This window comes from Trichocoleus sp. ST-U1 (assembly GCF_039961835.1).
GTDB lineage: Bacteria > Cyanobacteriota > Cyanobacteriia > Cyanobacteriales > FACHB-T130 > FACHB-T130.
The window spans coordinates 1-15,804 of record NZ_JAMPJZ010000031.1; the positions used below are offsets into that span (position 1 = coordinate 1).

General features: G+C 47.4%; 15 protein-coding genes and 1 tRNA gene. 7 read left to right on the plus strand and 9 right to left on the minus strand.

The features are described from left to right. Both nadC and argS read left to right on the plus strand, forming a co-directional pair. Positions 1-924, plus strand: a 924-nt coding sequence (gene nadC / locus NDA06_RS13170; protein ID WP_348251745.1) for a carboxylating nicotinate-nucleotide diphosphorylase, incomplete at its 5' end; no start/stop codon positions are given. Beyond that, a complete protein-coding gene (gene argS / locus NDA06_RS13175) occupies positions 908-2,665 on the plus strand; it encodes an arginine--tRNA ligase (protein WP_190986295.1) in 1,758 nt (585 codons plus the stop codon). The genes nadC and argS, both read left to right, overlap by 17 nt. Positions 2,666-2,732: 67 nt before the next feature. Here argS and def read toward each other — a convergent pair whose 3' ends face one another. Next, a complete protein-coding gene (gene def / locus NDA06_RS13180) occupies positions 2,733-3,269 on the minus strand; it encodes a peptide deformylase (RefSeq protein ID WP_190986294.1) in 537 nt (178 codons plus the stop codon). An 80-nt stretch (positions 3,270-3,349) separates the two neighbouring features. Here def and dnaA point away from each other — a divergent pair, with 80 nt between their 5' ends. Further along, on the plus strand, positions 3,350-4,732 hold the full coding sequence (dnaA, locus tag NDA06_RS13185) for a chromosomal replication initiator protein DnaA (RefSeq protein WP_190688557.1): 1,383 nt from the start codon (positions 3,350-3,352) through the stop codon (positions 4,730-4,732). 417 nt (positions 4,733-5,149) lie between these two features. Then, on the plus strand, positions 5,150-6,322 hold the full coding sequence (gene dnaN / locus NDA06_RS13190; protein WP_190986293.1) for a DNA polymerase III subunit beta: 1,173 nt from the start codon (positions 5,150-5,152) through the stop codon (positions 6,320-6,322). On the opposite strand, the gene NDA06_RS13195 is transcribed toward dnaN, so the two are convergent. The 6 genes from NDA06_RS13195 to NDA06_RS13220 form a co-directional block, all read right to left on the minus strand. Beyond that, positions 6,319-7,758 carry a trypsin-like peptidase domain-containing protein gene (locus tag NDA06_RS13195; RefSeq protein WP_190986292.1) on the minus strand — a complete coding sequence of 480 codons (1,440 nt, stop codon included), beginning with the start codon at positions 7,756-7,758 and terminating at the stop codon, positions 6,319-6,321. The two genes, dnaN and NDA06_RS13195, sit on opposite strands and share 4 nt — an antisense overlap. A 127-nt stretch (positions 7,759-7,885) precedes the next feature. Further along, positions 7,886-8,371, minus strand: coding sequence for a PD40 domain-containing protein (locus NDA06_RS13200; RefSeq protein WP_190986298.1), 486 nt, complete (start codon positions 8,369-8,371; stop codon positions 7,886-7,888). Positions 8,372-8,586: 215 nt separating this feature from the next. Next, positions 8,587-9,111, minus strand: coding sequence for a PD40 domain-containing protein (locus NDA06_RS13205; RefSeq protein ID WP_190986291.1), 525 nt, complete (start codon positions 9,109-9,111; stop codon positions 8,587-8,589). 2 nt (positions 9,112-9,113) lie between these two features. Next, positions 9,114-9,608 carry a PD40 domain-containing protein gene (locus tag NDA06_RS13210; RefSeq protein ID WP_199324142.1) on the minus strand — a complete coding sequence of 165 codons (495 nt, stop codon included), beginning with the start codon at positions 9,606-9,608 and terminating at the stop codon, positions 9,114-9,116. Between the two features lie 163 nt (positions 9,609-9,771). Further along, a complete protein-coding gene (locus NDA06_RS13215) occupies positions 9,772-10,602 on the minus strand; it encodes a Ycf66 family protein (protein ID WP_190986290.1) in 831 nt (276 codons plus the stop codon). Between the two features lie 237 nt (positions 10,603-10,839). After that, the gene (locus NDA06_RS13220; RefSeq protein ID WP_190410189.1) at positions 10,840-10,959 is read right to left on the minus strand and encodes a photosystem II reaction center X protein; all 120 of its coding nucleotides are present in this window, start codon (positions 10,957-10,959) and stop codon (positions 10,840-10,842) included. Between the two features lie 271 nt (positions 10,960-11,230). Here NDA06_RS13220 and NDA06_RS13225 point away from each other — a divergent pair, with 271 nt between their 5' ends. After that, positions 11,231-11,524, plus strand: coding sequence for a YggT family protein (locus NDA06_RS13225; RefSeq protein WP_190410190.1), 294 nt, complete (start codon positions 11,231-11,233; stop codon positions 11,522-11,524). A 60-nt stretch (positions 11,525-11,584) separates the two neighbouring features. On the opposite strand, the gene accC is transcribed toward NDA06_RS13225, so the two are convergent. Beyond that, the gene (accC, locus tag NDA06_RS13230; protein ID WP_190672824.1) at positions 11,585-12,937 is read right to left on the minus strand and encodes an acetyl-CoA carboxylase biotin carboxylase subunit; all 1,353 of its coding nucleotides are present in this window, start codon (positions 12,935-12,937) and stop codon (positions 11,585-11,587) included. Positions 12,938-13,129: 192 nt separating this feature from the next. On the opposite strand from accC, the gene NDA06_RS13235 reads away from it, so the two are divergent. Next, a tRNA-Leu gene (locus NDA06_RS13235) sits at positions 13,130-13,210 on the plus strand. A gap of 167 nt (positions 13,211-13,377) precedes the next feature. Then, positions 13,378-14,001 (plus strand): chorismate lyase, encoded by a 624-nt coding sequence (locus NDA06_RS13240; protein WP_190536009.1) that lies wholly within the window; start codon positions 13,378-13,380, stop codon positions 13,999-14,001. A 245-nt stretch (positions 14,002-14,246) separates the two neighbouring features. Here the strand turns inward: NDA06_RS13240 and purF are convergent, their stop codons facing one another. Beyond that, positions 14,247-15,740: an amidophosphoribosyltransferase gene (gene purF / locus NDA06_RS13245; RefSeq protein ID WP_190410193.1), complete on the minus strand. Its 1,494-nt coding sequence runs from the start codon at positions 15,738-15,740 to the stop codon at positions 14,247-14,249. Positions 15,741-15,804 lie beyond the last annotated feature (64 nt).

The following is a 15,804-nucleotide window of genomic DNA, read 5'->3' on the forward strand; positions in this document are numbered from 1 at the left end:
CCCAGGGCTGTTCTACCTCCCTCGATCGTATTAGACCCGATGTTACGCAGCTGGTTGTTGGAAGATGTCGGTCGCGGCGATCGCTCGAGTCAAGGTTTGTTAGGCAACAAGGTACGTGTGGGGCAAGCTGAGTGGACTGCTAAGGAGGCAGGAGTCATTACCGGATTGCCGATAGCTAGTCGGATATTCCAACTGTTGAACGATAGAGTCAGTTTTGTTGCTGTTGTCGCTGAGGGGGAACAGTGCCAGCGAGGACAGTTGGTTGCTCGCGTTGATGGCTCGCTAGAGGCGCTGCTGCTCGGAGAACGAGTTGCTTTAAACCTAGCTATGCGTTTGAGTGGGATTGCTACACTCACCCGTAAGTATGTTGAGCAAATTGCGGATTTGCCAGCTCAATTGGTGGATACTCGCAAAACGACTCCGGGGCTGAGAATTTTAGAAAAGTACGCGACACAGGTGGGGGGAGCGATGAACCACCGAATGGGGTTAGATGATGCTGTGATGATCAAGGATAATCACATTGCTGTGGCTGGAGGGATTGGCAAGGCGATCCCTTGTATTCGCTCCCAAATGCCCTATCCATTGACTATAGAAGTAGAAACCGAAACCCTAGATCAAGTGAAAGAAGCCTTACAGCACGGCGCTGATATCATCATGCTGGACAATATGCCGCTGGAGATGATGCGGCAGGCAGTGCAGATAATCCGCCATAGCAATGACCGGATCAAGATTGAAGCATCGGGCAACATTACTCTAGAAACTATTCGTGCTGTGGCTGAAACTGGCGTAGACTACATTTCCAGTAGTGCCCCGATTACTCGCTCAACATGGCTCGATTTGAGTATGAACATAGACGTTAGTACGATGGAGGAGAGAAGTACGCTGCCTGAGGTTTCGGCAAAACCCAATGAACTCTACCCTTGAACAACTTAAAAATAGATTTGAGCAGGCTTTAGTTGCCGCTTTCGGCAGTGACTATGCTGGGGTAGACCCAATGTTAGTGCCTGCTAGCAATGCCAAGTTTGGCGATTATCAGTCTAATGTGGCAATGTCTTTAACTAAAAAGTTGAGTCAGCCGCCACGAGCGATCGCCCAAAAAATCGTTGAGTATATAGATGTCATCGATTTCTGTCGTCCGCCAGAAATTGCGGGTCCTGGTTTTATCAATTTCACCCTGAAACCAGAATATTTGGAAGCGCAGCTAAGTGCTATTCAGGCAGACTCCCGATTGGGTATCAGCAAGGCAAAACATCCCCAGCGGGTAGTGGTGGATTTTTCTAGCCCTAATATTGCTAAAGAGATGCACGTTGGGCACTTGCGTTCAACGATCATTGGAGATTGCATTGCTCGAACTTTGGAATTTCAAAATCACGATGTTTTGCGACTGAATCATGTAGGCGACTGGGGAACCCAGTTTGGAATGCTAATCGCCTACTTAAGAGAAGTTTGTCCAGAGGCTTTGACGACTGCTAATGCTATAGATTTGGGCGACTTAGTGGCTTTCTACCGCAAAGCAAAACAGCGATTTGATGAGAATGAGAAGTTTCAAGAAACGGCCCGACAAGAAGTTGTCAAATTGCAAGCGGGTGACGAAGAGTCTCGGCGGGCATGGCAGCTGTTGTGCGAACAGTCTCGGCGCGAGTTTCAGATTATCTACGAGCGACTTGATGTCTATCTGACAGAACGAGGTGAATCTTTCTATAACCCTTTGCTAGCAGGAGTGGTGGAAGACCTCGCCCAGATGGGCTTGCTAGTGGAAAACAATGGGGCTAAATGCGTATTTCTGGAAGGGTTTACCAACAAAGAAGGTGAACCTTTGCCCATGATTGTCCAAAAGTCTGATGGAGGTTATAACTACGCCACTACTGATTTGGCAGCCTTACGCTACCGAATTGAACAAGATCGAGCCGAGCGGATAATCTACGTTACAGATGCTGGACAAGCCAATCACTTTACTCAGGTGTTTCAGGTAGCGCAACGGGCTGGCTGGATTCCAGAAAATTTAGAGTTGGTACACGTCCCCTTTGGGTTGGTGCTGGGGGAAGATGGAAAGAAAATAAAAACTCGTTTTGGAGAAGCGGTACGGTTGCGGGATTTGCTGGATGAAGCGATCGCGCATGGCCGTGCTGATTTAGAAACCAGACTGAAAGAAGAAGGACGCGAGGAAACACAAGAGTTTATCGCCCATGTTGCTAAAGTGATTGGCATGAGTGCGGTTAAGTACGCCGACCTCAGCCAAAACCGCACTAGCAACTACGTCTTTAGCTATGACAAGATGTTGTCTCTCCAAGGCAATACCGCACCTTACCTGCTTTATGCCTATGTACGAGTACAGGGAATTAGCCGCAAAGGCGATATTGACTTTGAGCAGTTGGGAATGAATGCCAAAATTCTGTTGCAGGAAGAAACAGAATTAGTGTTAGCGAAGCATTTACTACAACTGAGCGAAGTTCTCAGTGACGTTGAGCAAGATTTACTGCCCAATCGCCTTTGTCAATATTTATTTGAACTGAGCCAAAAGTTTAATCAGTTCTATGACCAGTGTCAGGTGCTTAAAGCGGAGGAACCAGTGCGGACATCTCGTTTGGTTTTGTGCAATCTAACAGCGCGAACTTTGAAGTTAGGATTATCCCTACTTGGCATTTCCGTGCTAGAGCGTATGTAGGCAGGGTGGAAGCGATCGCTCACGCTTCTAATCAGTCAAACCAAACAATCGTCAACAATCTAGGATATCAGTGCTGCTGTTGAACAATTTGTTGCTGATATTCCTGTTCAGTCATCATCTCTTGCGTGCTTTGTAAACGATCTACAAACACGATGCCATCCAGGTGATCGGATTCGTGTTGAAAAATTCGGGCGACAAAATCTGTGAACTGTTGACGATGCAATTTACCATCCCGACTGGTGTATTCCACATCAATCGCCTGATATCTGGGAACCAACCCTCGAATTCCTGGAATGCTGAGGCACCCTTCCCAGCCTTTCACCACCTCATCAGAGTGAGCAATGATGCGAGGATTTATTATGGCGGTTGGTTCCATCTCAGGAGCGGTGGGATACCGAGGATTCGGACGAGATGCGACGATGAACAAGCGATAAGATTGAGCTACCTGGGGTGCTGCAATGCCAACACCGCTTGCTTGAACAACGGTTGTAATTAGGTCGTCAATCAGCTTTTGGATCTGTCCAGAGTGGACATTTTCAATAATTTGAGCTTGTTGGCGCAGGATGGGATTTCCCAGTTGAGTAATTGGCAGGATTTCAGCCATAGTTGAGACTGGTTTAAAAGAGCGATCGCTCTTCACAAGAATGGATAATACTATTCTGCACAAAGCCGTAGAGGTGAGGCGTGGATATTTCTCTTGAACAGCTCTGGAGCCAAGTGCTAGAGCGTCTACAGCTACAACTGAGCCGTCCTACCTTTGAAACGTGGATCAAAACTGCCAGCGCTCAAGAGCTGGAAAATAACTGCTTGGTGATTTGCACGCCTAACCCGTTTGCCCGGAATTGGTTGCAGAAATATTACATCAAAACAATTGCTGATGTCGTACAAGATATTCTGGGACAGCCGGTGGAAATTCACATCACGGTTGCCAAAGGAAATGAAATCTCTAGCGCTGATGATGCCGAAATTTCCTGGTCGCTGCCTATAGAAACCAGTGTCCCCGAAATTTCTCCTAACCAGCGACCCAGACCGACCGAATTAAATCCTAAATACGTTTTTTCACGCTTTGTTGTCGGCTCTAATAATCGGATGGCTCATGCAGCTTCTTTAGCTGTGGCAGAATCTCCAGGACGTGAGTTTAATCCATTATTTTTGTGTGGGGGTGTTGGGCTAGGAAAAACTCACTTAATGCAAGCAATTGGGCATTACCGTTTGGAAATTCACCCAGATTCAAAAATATTTTATGTTTCTACTGAGCAGTTTACAAACGACTTGATTGCAGCAATTCGTAAAGATAGTATGCAACGGTTTCGAGAACATTATCGAGCTGCCGATGTACTGTTGGTGGATGATATTCAATTTTTAGAAGGAAAGGAATATACTCAAGAAGAATTCTTTCATACTTTTAATACTTTACATGAAGCTGGAAAGCAAGTAGTAATCGCTTCTGACCGCCCTCCTAATCAGATTCCTCGCCTGCAAGAACGTCTTTGCTCCCGCTTTTCTATGGGATTAATTGCCGATATTCAGCGCCCAGACTTAGAAACACGGATGGCAATTTTACAAAAAAAGGCAGAATATGAAAATATGCGATTACCGCGAGATGTTATTGAATATATAGCGACTAACTATACTTCAAATATTCGGGAATTGGAGGGCGCTTTAATTCGGGCTGTGGCTTATATTTCAATTTCCGGTTTGTCGATGACTGTCGAAAATATTGCTCCAGTTTTGAATCCACCTGCGGAAAAAGTAGCGGTTTCTCCAGAAGCGGTAATGATAGCGATCGCAGAAACTTTTGAGCTTCGCATTGAAGATTTAAAAAGTAATTCTCGCCGTCGAGAAATTAGCTGGGCGCGACAAATTGGTATGTATTTAATGCGTCAGCACACAGATTTGAGTTTACCCAGGATTGGTGAGGAATTTGGAGGTAAAGATCACACCACAGTAATGTATAGCTGCGAGAAAATTACTCAATTAAAGGATAGCGATCCTGATGTAGCTAGAACGCTACGCCAACTTAGCGATCGCATCAATTTTGCTAGCAGAAGCCAAAATAAATCCTGATACTCCTCTCACAGCTAGCCAGTAGCCGTTAATTTAAGTTTTCGGAAAGTACTTATAAAGAATGATTCACCTTTAGAAGGGTTGTGGAAAACTCCTGGTTTTCTGTGGAAAAGCTTGTGGTAAAGCCGTGAAAAATTTTGTGCCATCAGTGGAAAACAATGACAAGTATAAATACCTTGTGGAAAAGTGACTCTTTTTTCCACAAGGTTTCCACAATTCATTAGAGCTGCTAAAACATACACAGGAAATTCATTTGACAACATTTTCCACATTTTCCACAGCTCCAGCAGTTTTGCCTGAAGCAGGTAAGCAGGCTAATCTGGATTGCTGAGGACAAGGGTGCTACGATCTCCTTCTGTGCCAAAAGTACCGCGCTATGAGCGTCGGTTGGCTGAACAACTCCAAGGTTGAACATCTATGAAACTGGTTTGCACCCAAAACGATCTCAGTACCAACCTTTCTCTCGTCAGCCGAGCAGTGCCATCGCGCCCGACACATCCTGTCCTCGCAAATGTCAAGCTGGAAGCTAACAAAAAAACTCAGCTCGTCAGTTTGACGGCATTCGATCTCAGCCTTGGCATTCAGACCAGCTTTCCAGCACAAGTGGAAGAGGAAGGTTTTCTCACGTTACCCGCTAAGCTGTTAAACGATATTGTTTCCCGTCTAGCAGAGGGAGAAATTACTTTAGAGGATAAAGGGGAGGAAGCTACGAGCGAAGGGATTATTGCCACGCTGACTTCTGCCTCTGGGCGTTATAAAGTCCGGGGCATGGGAGCAGAAGAATTTCCAGAACTGCCAGTGATTGAAAATGGCGAAGCTGCCCAATTACCTGCTGCGGCATTAATTGATGGCTTGCGGGGTTCTTTATTTGCCACCAGTCCGGACGAAACGAAGCAGGTTCTCACGGGCATCCATTTAACAGTCAAGCCAGAATATTTAGAATTTGCTGCGACCGATGGTCATCGTTTATCAGTTGTCGAAACGACTAACCAAAGTCAAACGGATGAAGAATCCTCGGAACCGATTAGTCAGACGGCTCCGTTAGAAGTCACAATTCCAGCGCGGGCACTGCGAGAACTAGAACGAATCTTAGGGATGCGCCAGTCGGCGGAAGCGATCGCTCTCCATCTTGACCAAGGGCAGGTCGTATTTGAGTTAGCCGATCAACGTTTGACTAGCCGCACCCTAGAAGGGCAATATCCCGCTTATCGTCAGTTGATTCCGCAACAATTTGAGCGGCAGGTGACAATCGATCGGCGTCAGCTACTCAATGCATTAGAACGAATTGCCGTGCTAGCTGACCAAAAAAATAATATTGTCAAATTCACGATAGACAGCACCAACCAGCAGATTGCCTTATCAGTGGAAGCACAGGATGTCGGTAGCGGACGCGAATCTCTACCTGCACAGATATCGGGAAAGGATCTAGAGATTGCCTTCAACATCACTTATCTCAGAGATGGACTGAAGGCGCTGCAATCCTCCGAGATTCAAATGCAAATGAATACAGGGAATAGCCCGGTGATTTTGACACCGCTAGGAGGTCTCAAAATGACTTACTTAGTGATGCCGGTGCAGATTCGTGCTTAACGAATTGTCAAGAGATAGCGACCTCGACCGCGCGGATTTGAGGCGGTGGCGATCGCTCGATAAACGCCTGTTCGGGGTAAAGTCACACTCATCTGAGAATTGGGATTGCTGCGGCTGATGTTATCATTCTCAGCAATCTTCCGGCCATTTTGATCGACCAAAATCAGATAGGTATCAAAATCAGGACTGGCAAGTGCGATCGTCAGAGGCTGTCCGGCACGACCTTGAAAGGAATATTCCTGAAACAAACTGCCATCAGAAAGCACCTTGGCACCCCGACCCAGAATACCCGCTTGCCGCATCAGCAAACGACTTTGGGAAGTTTGATAGCGATCGCCTCCGGCAGCCGCCATTGCTCGAAGACGGTAAGCACCTACTTGTCTTCCCTCAGAGGAATTGGCAATGATTAGATAAGTGCCACTTGCAGGCAGTGTCGCCACAAGGCTAGCGTTTCCCCTACCGCCCCTATCATCGTCTTGTGCAACTTCATTGCCATTGGGGCCAAGCAGAATTAAGTAGGAATCAATCTGCTGACTCGCCATATCAATTCTGACTTGCTGACCGGCTCTCCCCTGAAAGGTGTAAAGGTCAAAATAGCTATTATCCGCTCGGAGAACATTATCACCACTGCTAAGAGTGGCGTTAATCACCGCACCATTCAAAACAATGGGCTGAGGCGGTTGTCTTCCAGAAGCGGGTTGTTGCCGTTGAGCAGTGGTAGGGGCGCGTCCTTGGCGCACAGCGGTCAAGAACGGCTGTACCCGGTCTACAGAAATCGCAAATCCAATGCCAATGTTTCCCGCAGTCTGACCGCTGGTAAAAATAGCAGTATTGACGCCAATCAATTCTCCTTGGCTATTGAGAAGAGGACCACCGGAATTGCCTGGGTTGATGGCTGCATCGGTTTGGATTAAACCGCGCTGTTGGTCAATCCGGCTAACAATACCAACGGTGAAGGTTCCTTGAAATCGACCAAAAGGATTCCCAATCGCAAATGCCCGCTGACCGACTTGTACAGAGTTTGGAGGAGCGATCGCAACAGTGGGCAAATTGTTCTGTCCGCGAATTTTAAGGACAGCTAAATCTAGACTGTTGTTAGCAAAAGCAATGATATCGGCTGGGAGTCTTCTGCCATCTGAGAGAATAACGGTGACAGTTTGGCGACCATTTGCCACAACGTGAGCATTGGTCAATACCAGGCCGTCTCGGCTAATGATGCTACCGCTGCCGCTACCGTCACCAGCCTGGATGGATACCACTCCTGGACTAGCGCGTCTATAAACCTGAATATTTGTTTGTTCTTCAGCGTCTTGGGCAACAGCGATATTTGACTGTTGCCAGTTAAAGGGAACGATTGCGTCGATTGCATTAGCACCAATGGCAGCGGCGGCTGCGATGATGCCCGAAGTGGCAATACGCAGAACTTTGGTACTCATTATGTTAATTTTTTAAGTTTTTTTGACTGTTCTAGCATATTTAGTAGCAATCGCTTTTAGCAAAGCTCTTTCTATAGAAGAAGGGCATACCGTAACAATGCGGTATCTCGCTCATTTCATTTATCTTCTACTCTTGTAAAGAGCCAGAACTTGTCGCTGAAGTTCCTCTTTCTACAGTTGCAATATGCCATTGCCCTAGCTGGCTAGTTTCAAACGCGACGTAGCGACCATCACCGGAAATAGTGGGATGGCGTACCGAGCCTCGGATGCTGCTAGTGAGCAATTCGGAGCGTTGAGTTTGACGGTCGTAGACAAAGATATCCGTCTTGCCTCGTTCGCTAGAAACATAAGCAATAAATCGACCATCAGCATTCAAAGCGGGTTGATCCTGTCTGGAGTCGCGACGATTGATATTGGGAAGATCGACGAGACGGCGTTGCTGCAAGTCGTAAAGGAAAATGTCTCGATTATTATTGCGGTCAGAAGCAAAGACGAGATAGCGACCGTCACTGCTGTAGGCGGGATATTCGTCAGGGGTCTGGCTGTTGATACCGCCAGTCAATATTTGCGGCGGGTTGAAGAGCTGGGTATCAAGACAACCAGTTATCCCCATTGTGAATAAAATCGTTAGCCAGCGCCAGTTAATTAGCCATTTCATATCACTTGCGCCTAAATACCTGATGACTGTAGCTGTGAAGTGCGACTACACGAATCAAGCCTGCCTTTATAGGCTAAAAAAATCCCCTGATTCGCCAAAGCTGTGTATTCAGATAAGCGGGTATTTACTTTTTCCAACCATTCCTTCCCAAATACTCAGCACTTTTATCCTCAAGGAGGTGCTGGAAGATTCAGCGTTTGTCCAGAGCGATCGCTAACTACAATATCCCACTGACCATTTTCACTAGATTCAAAGGCAATCGTACTGCCATCAGCGCTAATCGTTGGATTTCGCACTTCTGCTTGCACGTTTTCCGCGAGATTCCTTAACTGGCGAGTTTCCCGGTCATAGAGGTAGATTCCCGACCGACCCTGACGACTTGCAGCAAAGACGATGTAACGACCATCAGCGGAAACAGCAGGGTTAGATGCGATCGCATCCAGGGAATTTAATCCAGGCAAATCAATCAAACGCCGATCCACCGTGTCGAAAAGGTAAACATCCTGACTGCTGCGCCGGTCAGAAATTAGCACAATGTACCGACTGGCGATTTGGGGATTGATGTCAGACGAGGGGCTATTTAAACTTCGCCCCCCTGAATCAAAGGGAAAACTCACGAGACGACCTGAGCCAGTACAACTACTCAATAAACTGGCTAAGGTAACAAATACTGATACAAAAAGGTTACGTTTCACGCTCAGGGAGAGGCAGATGGACTGCCATCGGGGATATCTAACTCAATATTAGACCCCCGGTCTAGCACCTCTACATCCCACTGACCGCGACTGCTGCTTTCAAAGGCAATATAGCGACCATCTGAACTAATGCTAGGATTTCGCACCCAACCGCGATAGCCCATTGTAAGAATTTGTGAGGATTTGGTGCTGCGATCGTAAAGTTCAACTTCCGGGCGTCCTTGGTCGCTGGCAATGTAGACAATGTAACGACCGTTCTGACTGAGACTGGGATTTTCTGCGATCGCGTCTTGCCGGTTCAAGCGCGGTACATCTACAAACTGTCGCTGTTGCAAGTCATACAGCCAAATCTGTCGGCTGCCATTGCGGTTAGAAACAAAGGCAAGCAACCGACCATTGCCGCTCAAAGCCGGTTGCTCATCTGTATAACGACTGTTGAGGGCAACTGGTCCTGTTGAGCGATTGACTGGGGTACAGGCAACGACTAACCCAGCCATGCTAAACCAGATTCCCCATTTGACCCAGGTATGGATTCCCAGACCGCACGTCAATCTTTTCACGTCAAAGTTGCATTGTTGCTTGCAAAAGTAACCCGACCCAATGAACCAGATGCGTCTCATGAAACGCGGGGCAGACACGAAGACACCGCCCTTACCAGACTCATTCTTGGTCAAAATTGCTGGAGTTGCCGCCTTCGTCTTCCGGGTAGTCTATGGGTTTGTAGTCCACATAGTCGGTTGGGGTTGCTTCTACATCTTCCCGGCTCTCTCGATTAGGCGATCGCTCCGATGATTCTCCCCTAGGTGGACGACTTCTTCGTGGCTTGGCAGCAGTCTCTGGATCTCGGCTGGGTGGACGAGTCGAGCTGGGACGGCTACTGCGAGACGGTTTTTCCTCCCATGTGTCTGAGACTTCCCAATCGTCCGGTTGTTCGGTTGGGCGAGTTTCTGTTGGACGGGGACGACGCTTGCGAGGACGGTCTCCTTGTCCCAGCCTTTCAGGATTACTATTACTAGGATTACTGTTACTCCGACTGGATGGACGGCGACGCGGTTCATCGTCGTAAGTCTCTACCGTTCGGCTATTGCGAGATTCTTGCGTTCCCCGAATCCGGCGTCTCGGTGGTTCCTCATCCATCGCTTCGAGTTGATCCAACTCGGCTCGATACACGCGGCTTACGGGACGATCGTCATCGACAATTTGCGTATTTCGCTTTGCAACCTCCGTCGCTACTCCACGCATCCGAATACTTTCAAATGCAAAAAAGATAGCAGAGCCGGTCAACAGAAATTGACCGAATTGCAAAATCGGATCGAGTCGCCATCCTTGAAATAAAAGAATGAAGCCGCACAAGAGACCGACCGCTGCAAAAAAGATATCGTGATCTCGCGCTAGCTCTGGACGCACGGTACGCAGAAAGTACAGTGCTGCCCCTGCCACTGCCAGAAAAATACCCAGAAGACTGGCTGAGTTAAGCCCGAAGTTTACCATTGCTGTTTTCCCAAGACAAATCTATGTTAACGAGTTAACCGCAGAAATTGGTACGCAGGTTGGGAATTTTAATTCTAAGTATCCTGGGTCAGCAGGAGAACGAGCGGGCAGAAACTGGCTTGCTGCATCGCATCAGCTCTTCTCCCTTTAACATATAAAACCTCAGTTTTTTTAGAGGGAGCAACTAATTTAATAATTACTCTCTCGATAAACTGAGGTTTCCGGCTATTCCGAAATCTAGGAACGTTGGATTTTATCCTTCTGACTGATAAAAATCAGCGCCACCGTGGCTGGGATGACAACAATTACAGCACCCCAGAGCAGACTATAGAGAAAATTCGCTAATGAAGGCGTCATTTTTTTTCGCTCGCTTTGACAACGATTTCTTTTGATCAATTTTAACGATATGTTATGAACTTGAGAAGCCTATTTGTCGCTTCATTTTGTTTTTACGTCTCTTATACCCCTGTACCAGTCTGGCTGAATAGGATTGAGTGCCACGCTGCGTTAGAATAATGAGAGATTTGGTTACAAAACTTTAACTATAATGCCTTGCCGCGTCAGTTGCATGACAAATACGCGACACGGCTAAAGTTTTGACGCCTGGAAATTTCTTGATTAAGAACCAATGGACGCTGTTTCGCTTGCTAGCTGGATTCTTGGCCCGCTTGTGGGCTTGATGACTTTGCTGTTTATCTTTCGGATCGTCCTTACCTGGTATCCTCAGATAGACCTAAATCGGCTTCCCTTTAACTTGATTGCTTGGCCTACAGAACCTTTTTTAGTGCCATTGCGGAAAATTGTGCCCCCTATCGGTGGTGTGGACATTACCCCGATCGTTTGGGTGGGGATCTTTAGCCTAGTGCGAGAGATTCTCTTGGGTCAGCAAGGACTGCTGACGATGTTTGCTCATACTCATTAAGGCGCTTCGGAGGTTAGTAAAAGTGGGTAACGGAAAAATCACCGATTACCCACTCCTTACTTACTGCTGGGACTGCATTAACTTCTCAACAAAATTGGTATAAACCTCGCCTTGTAAAAACTCCGGTGTCTCCATAATTTTTTGATGGAAGCCAATGGTTGTGGGCAAACCCGTGATGGCACACTCCCGCAATGCCCGTTTCATCCGCTTAATTGCAGTAGGGCGATCGCTACCCCAAACAATTAACTTACCAATCAGGGAGTCATAGTAAGCAGGGATTTCGTAGTCCGTGTAGACATGAGAATCCATCCGAACACCAAAGCCGCCAGGAGGCAGATAGCCGCTGATCCGCCCCGGATGAGGACGGAAGTTGTGGTCGGGGTCTTCCGCATTGATTCGACATTCAATGGCATGGCCTCGGAGAACGATTCGATCTTGAGTCAGCGACAATTTCTCCCCTTGAGCAATGCGGATTTGCTCGGCAATCAAGTCCAACCCAGTGATCATTTCTGTCACCGGGTGTTCGACTTGAATCCGAGTATTCATTTCCATAAAATAAAATTCCCCAGAGGGTGCAAGCAGAAACTCAACAGTCCCGGCACCCGTGTAGTTGATAGACTTAGCAGCCATGACAGCGGCAGTGCCCATTTTTTGGCGCAGTTCTGAACTGAGAACTGGACTAGGGGCTTCTTCTAGTAACTTTTGATGACGCCGTTGGATAGAGCAATCGCGTTCACCCAGGTGAATTACGTTGCCGTAGCTATCGGCTAAGATTTGAAATTCGATGTGACGGGGACGTTCAATAAATTTTTCCAGATAGACGCCTGGATTGCCAAATGCAGCTTCTGCTTCTCCCTGTGCAGCTTGGAAGAGCTTGACGAGTTCGCTTTCTTCCCGCACCAAACGCATTCCTCGCCCTCCACCTCCGGCGGTGGCTTTGATCATGACAGGATAGCCGATTTCATCCGCGATCGCTAATGCTTCCCGATCGGACATTAATATCCCATCACTTCCCGGCACTGTAGGCACACCCGCCCGTTGCATCGTTTCTTTCGCAGTGGATTTGTCGCCCATTGCCCGAATCGCTTCCGGCGTTGGGCCAATGAAAGAAATCTGGTGATCCGCACAGATTTCCGCAAATCGGGCATTTTCTGCTAAAAAACCATAGCCCGGATGAATAGCGATCGCATTGCGCGTCAAAGCTGCCGCAATAATATTGGGAATATTCAGATAACTTTTGATACTGGGGGGTTCACCAATACAAACGGCTTCGTCAGCCAATTGCACATGAAGGGCGTGTCGATCGATCGTCGAGTGAACTGCAACAGTCGCAATCCCCATTTCTTCGCAGGTACGGAGAATGCGGAGAGCAATTTCCCCTCGGTTAGCAATTAAAATCTTTGAAAAACGCATCTTCTAGTTTTTAGAGAAATGGGGTAGCGCAAGGAACAATCATTATTATTTCAGGATGTTGCCTTCAGCATCAGTACAATATATAGATCGCATCACCTCGCATTAGAACAGTTATTGATACTGATTGAAAGTCTTGTTTCTTCCAAAGAGAACGAAATTGCCTCAAAGATGATACAATTGGTATATATGCAAGCGGATGTGGCGGAATTGGTATACGCGCACGTTTGAGGGGCGTGTGGCTTTGCCTTGCGAGTTCGAGTCTCGCCATCCGCATTACTTTTTCAGTTCTCAGTGCTGCAAGCGCATCAACGCATAGTATGCACTGAGAACTGAAATTGCAAAAGAACTAAACTCACCACTCAATTTTTTTTGCTGGAATAGGTTTCCGGCAAGAAATTGTTTATGATTTTATATAAGAAAATGAAGTTTTGTAAAGAGCTTTGACTTCAACTGTTATACCTACAAACAGCATTAGCCTACCAAGAAATTGGTATGCTCTCAGCCCGCTTTGGCAGGGAGGCGAAGAAGTGGTGCAGCAAGGACTGCCTCACACACAGCTAGCACCAGCATGGCAGATGCTTTTACTGGGAGATGGCTCCCCGACGCGCCACCTGCAACTTTTGACGGGTGAACCAACAGAAGTAGATGTCATTGATATGTCGCCTGTTGGCATGGATGCTGATGCGGCACCCAATCAAATCCAGGCTGTACCAGGACCTAGGTTGCGACGACAGGTATGGCTGCGTACCACCTCCGGTCAGCGGCTGGCTTACGCGACTTCCTGGTGGGAAGCCAGTCATGTAGATGAGTATTTACAAAACCGTTCCTTGCCAATTTGGGCAAGTTTGGCTCGCCTGCGTACCGAGTTATATCGGGATGTCCAGGGAATTTACTACGGTCAGTCCGATGCTTTAGAATCTGCCTTTGGACAAACAGGCCCATTCTGGGGGCGTCACTACCTATTTTGGCATCATGGGCGTCCGCTGACGCTGATTTATGAAGTTTTTTCACCCTATTTGACAAACTACTTGGGGCCAATGCAGCCGGTGAAGCCAGGGGATTAATTAGAGAGACTTCATTAATTTGTAGGATGGGTAGAGCAGGAGCGAAACCACCCAACATTGACAATGTTGGGTGGACAATCGCCCAAACTTCAAAATGACGGAGTTTTATTCAGTTCTCCCATCTTCTTGACACTCTCCGGCATAAATACGCAAAGCAAACATAAAGTGAAAAACTTACACGGGAATGAAGTTTTGACCTCTTTCCCGTGTAAGTTTTTCAAACTTATTTAACCACTGACAAAAAGCTAACAGCTAGCTGCTTTTTCCAACATCAGCTTAGAACGCTTAACTTGCTCTGGAATTGAGATGGGATAGTCACCCGTAAAACAAGCAGAACAAAAATTGTTGGGATCTTCGCCGGTAGTTTTCAACATTCCCTCGCGGCTGAGATAAGCTAGCGAGTCTACACCTATTTGTTCGGCAATTTCTTCGACTGACTTTGTTGCCGCAATCAACTGATCTTGGCTATCCGTGTCAATGCCATAAAAGCAGGGATGAGTTACGGGTGGAGAGGAAATTCGCATATGAACCTCGGTGGCACCAGCATCTCTGAGGGCTTTGACAAGTTTGCGGCTAGTCGTTCCTCGCACGATAGAGTCGTCAACAATAACGACTCGTTTCCCACTCAGCACATCTTTAAGAGGATTGAGTTTCATCTTGATGCCACACTCTCGCATTGCCTGAGTCGGCTGGATGAAAGTGCGACCAACATAGCGATTTTTAATCAATCCCTCGGCGTAAGGAATGCCGGATGCTTGGGAAAACCCAATCGCGGCGGGAATGCCGGAATCGGGTACGCCAATAATGATATCGGTATCCGCTGGAGATTCCTGAGCGAGTTGCCGTCCTAAGCGCAGCCGGTAGCTATAGAGACTCTCGTCATGCATGACGCTATCCGGACGAGCAAAGTAAATCATTTCAAAGATGCATAGTTTCCGCTTGGGTTGTTCTGCCCAGAAGAAGGAAGCCATACCTTCTTCGGTAATCCAAACTAACTCGCCCGGTTCAACATCCCGCAGGTACTCAGCCCCAATAATATCTAAGCCACAAGTTTCTGATGCGAGGACATAGCGCTGAGGATTCGTGTTTAAAATGCCAATCACTAAGGGACGAATACCGTTGGAGTCGCGGGCACCCATCAAGCCGTCTGGCGTTCCGATTGCCAGACTAAAGGCTCCTTCGCATTGCCGAAAGGCTCGGATCGCTCCTTCTAACCAGTCTTTGCCTGCGTTAATTTCTTCTGCGATCGCAAAGGCAATCATCTCAGAATCCGTCGTCGTGACTAAGTTACAGTCGCGTCGCAGCAACTCTTCCCGCAGTTTCCCAGTATTGACTAAATTCCCATTGTGTGTCAGCGCAAGGGTTCCTAACCGGGTCTCTACAACTGCTGGCTGAGCATTAACAACGCGGCTGGAACCCGTCGTGGAGTAACGGGTATGACCAACTGCCAAGTTCCCTGGTAGCTGGTTCAAAATGGATTCGTTAAAGACTTGGGAAACCAAGCCCATCTCTTTGTGTAAATGAACCTGCTTGCCGTCAAAAGCGGCAATACCAGCAGATTCCTGACCCCGGTGCTGTAACGCATACAAACCAAAATAGGTCAGTTTGGCGACATCTTCACCTGGTGCATAAACCCCAAAAACGCCACAGGCTTCCTCTGGCTTATCAGGTCGCTGATCGTTCAAGTGGTTAGACTCAGCTGGAGACTCATCACTTGCAAAGGGATGGTTGGGAATCATTTGAGAACTTGGCTCCTACTTGTTGAGGCAGAGAAAAACTAACCAGGCTTAGTAATTCTTAATA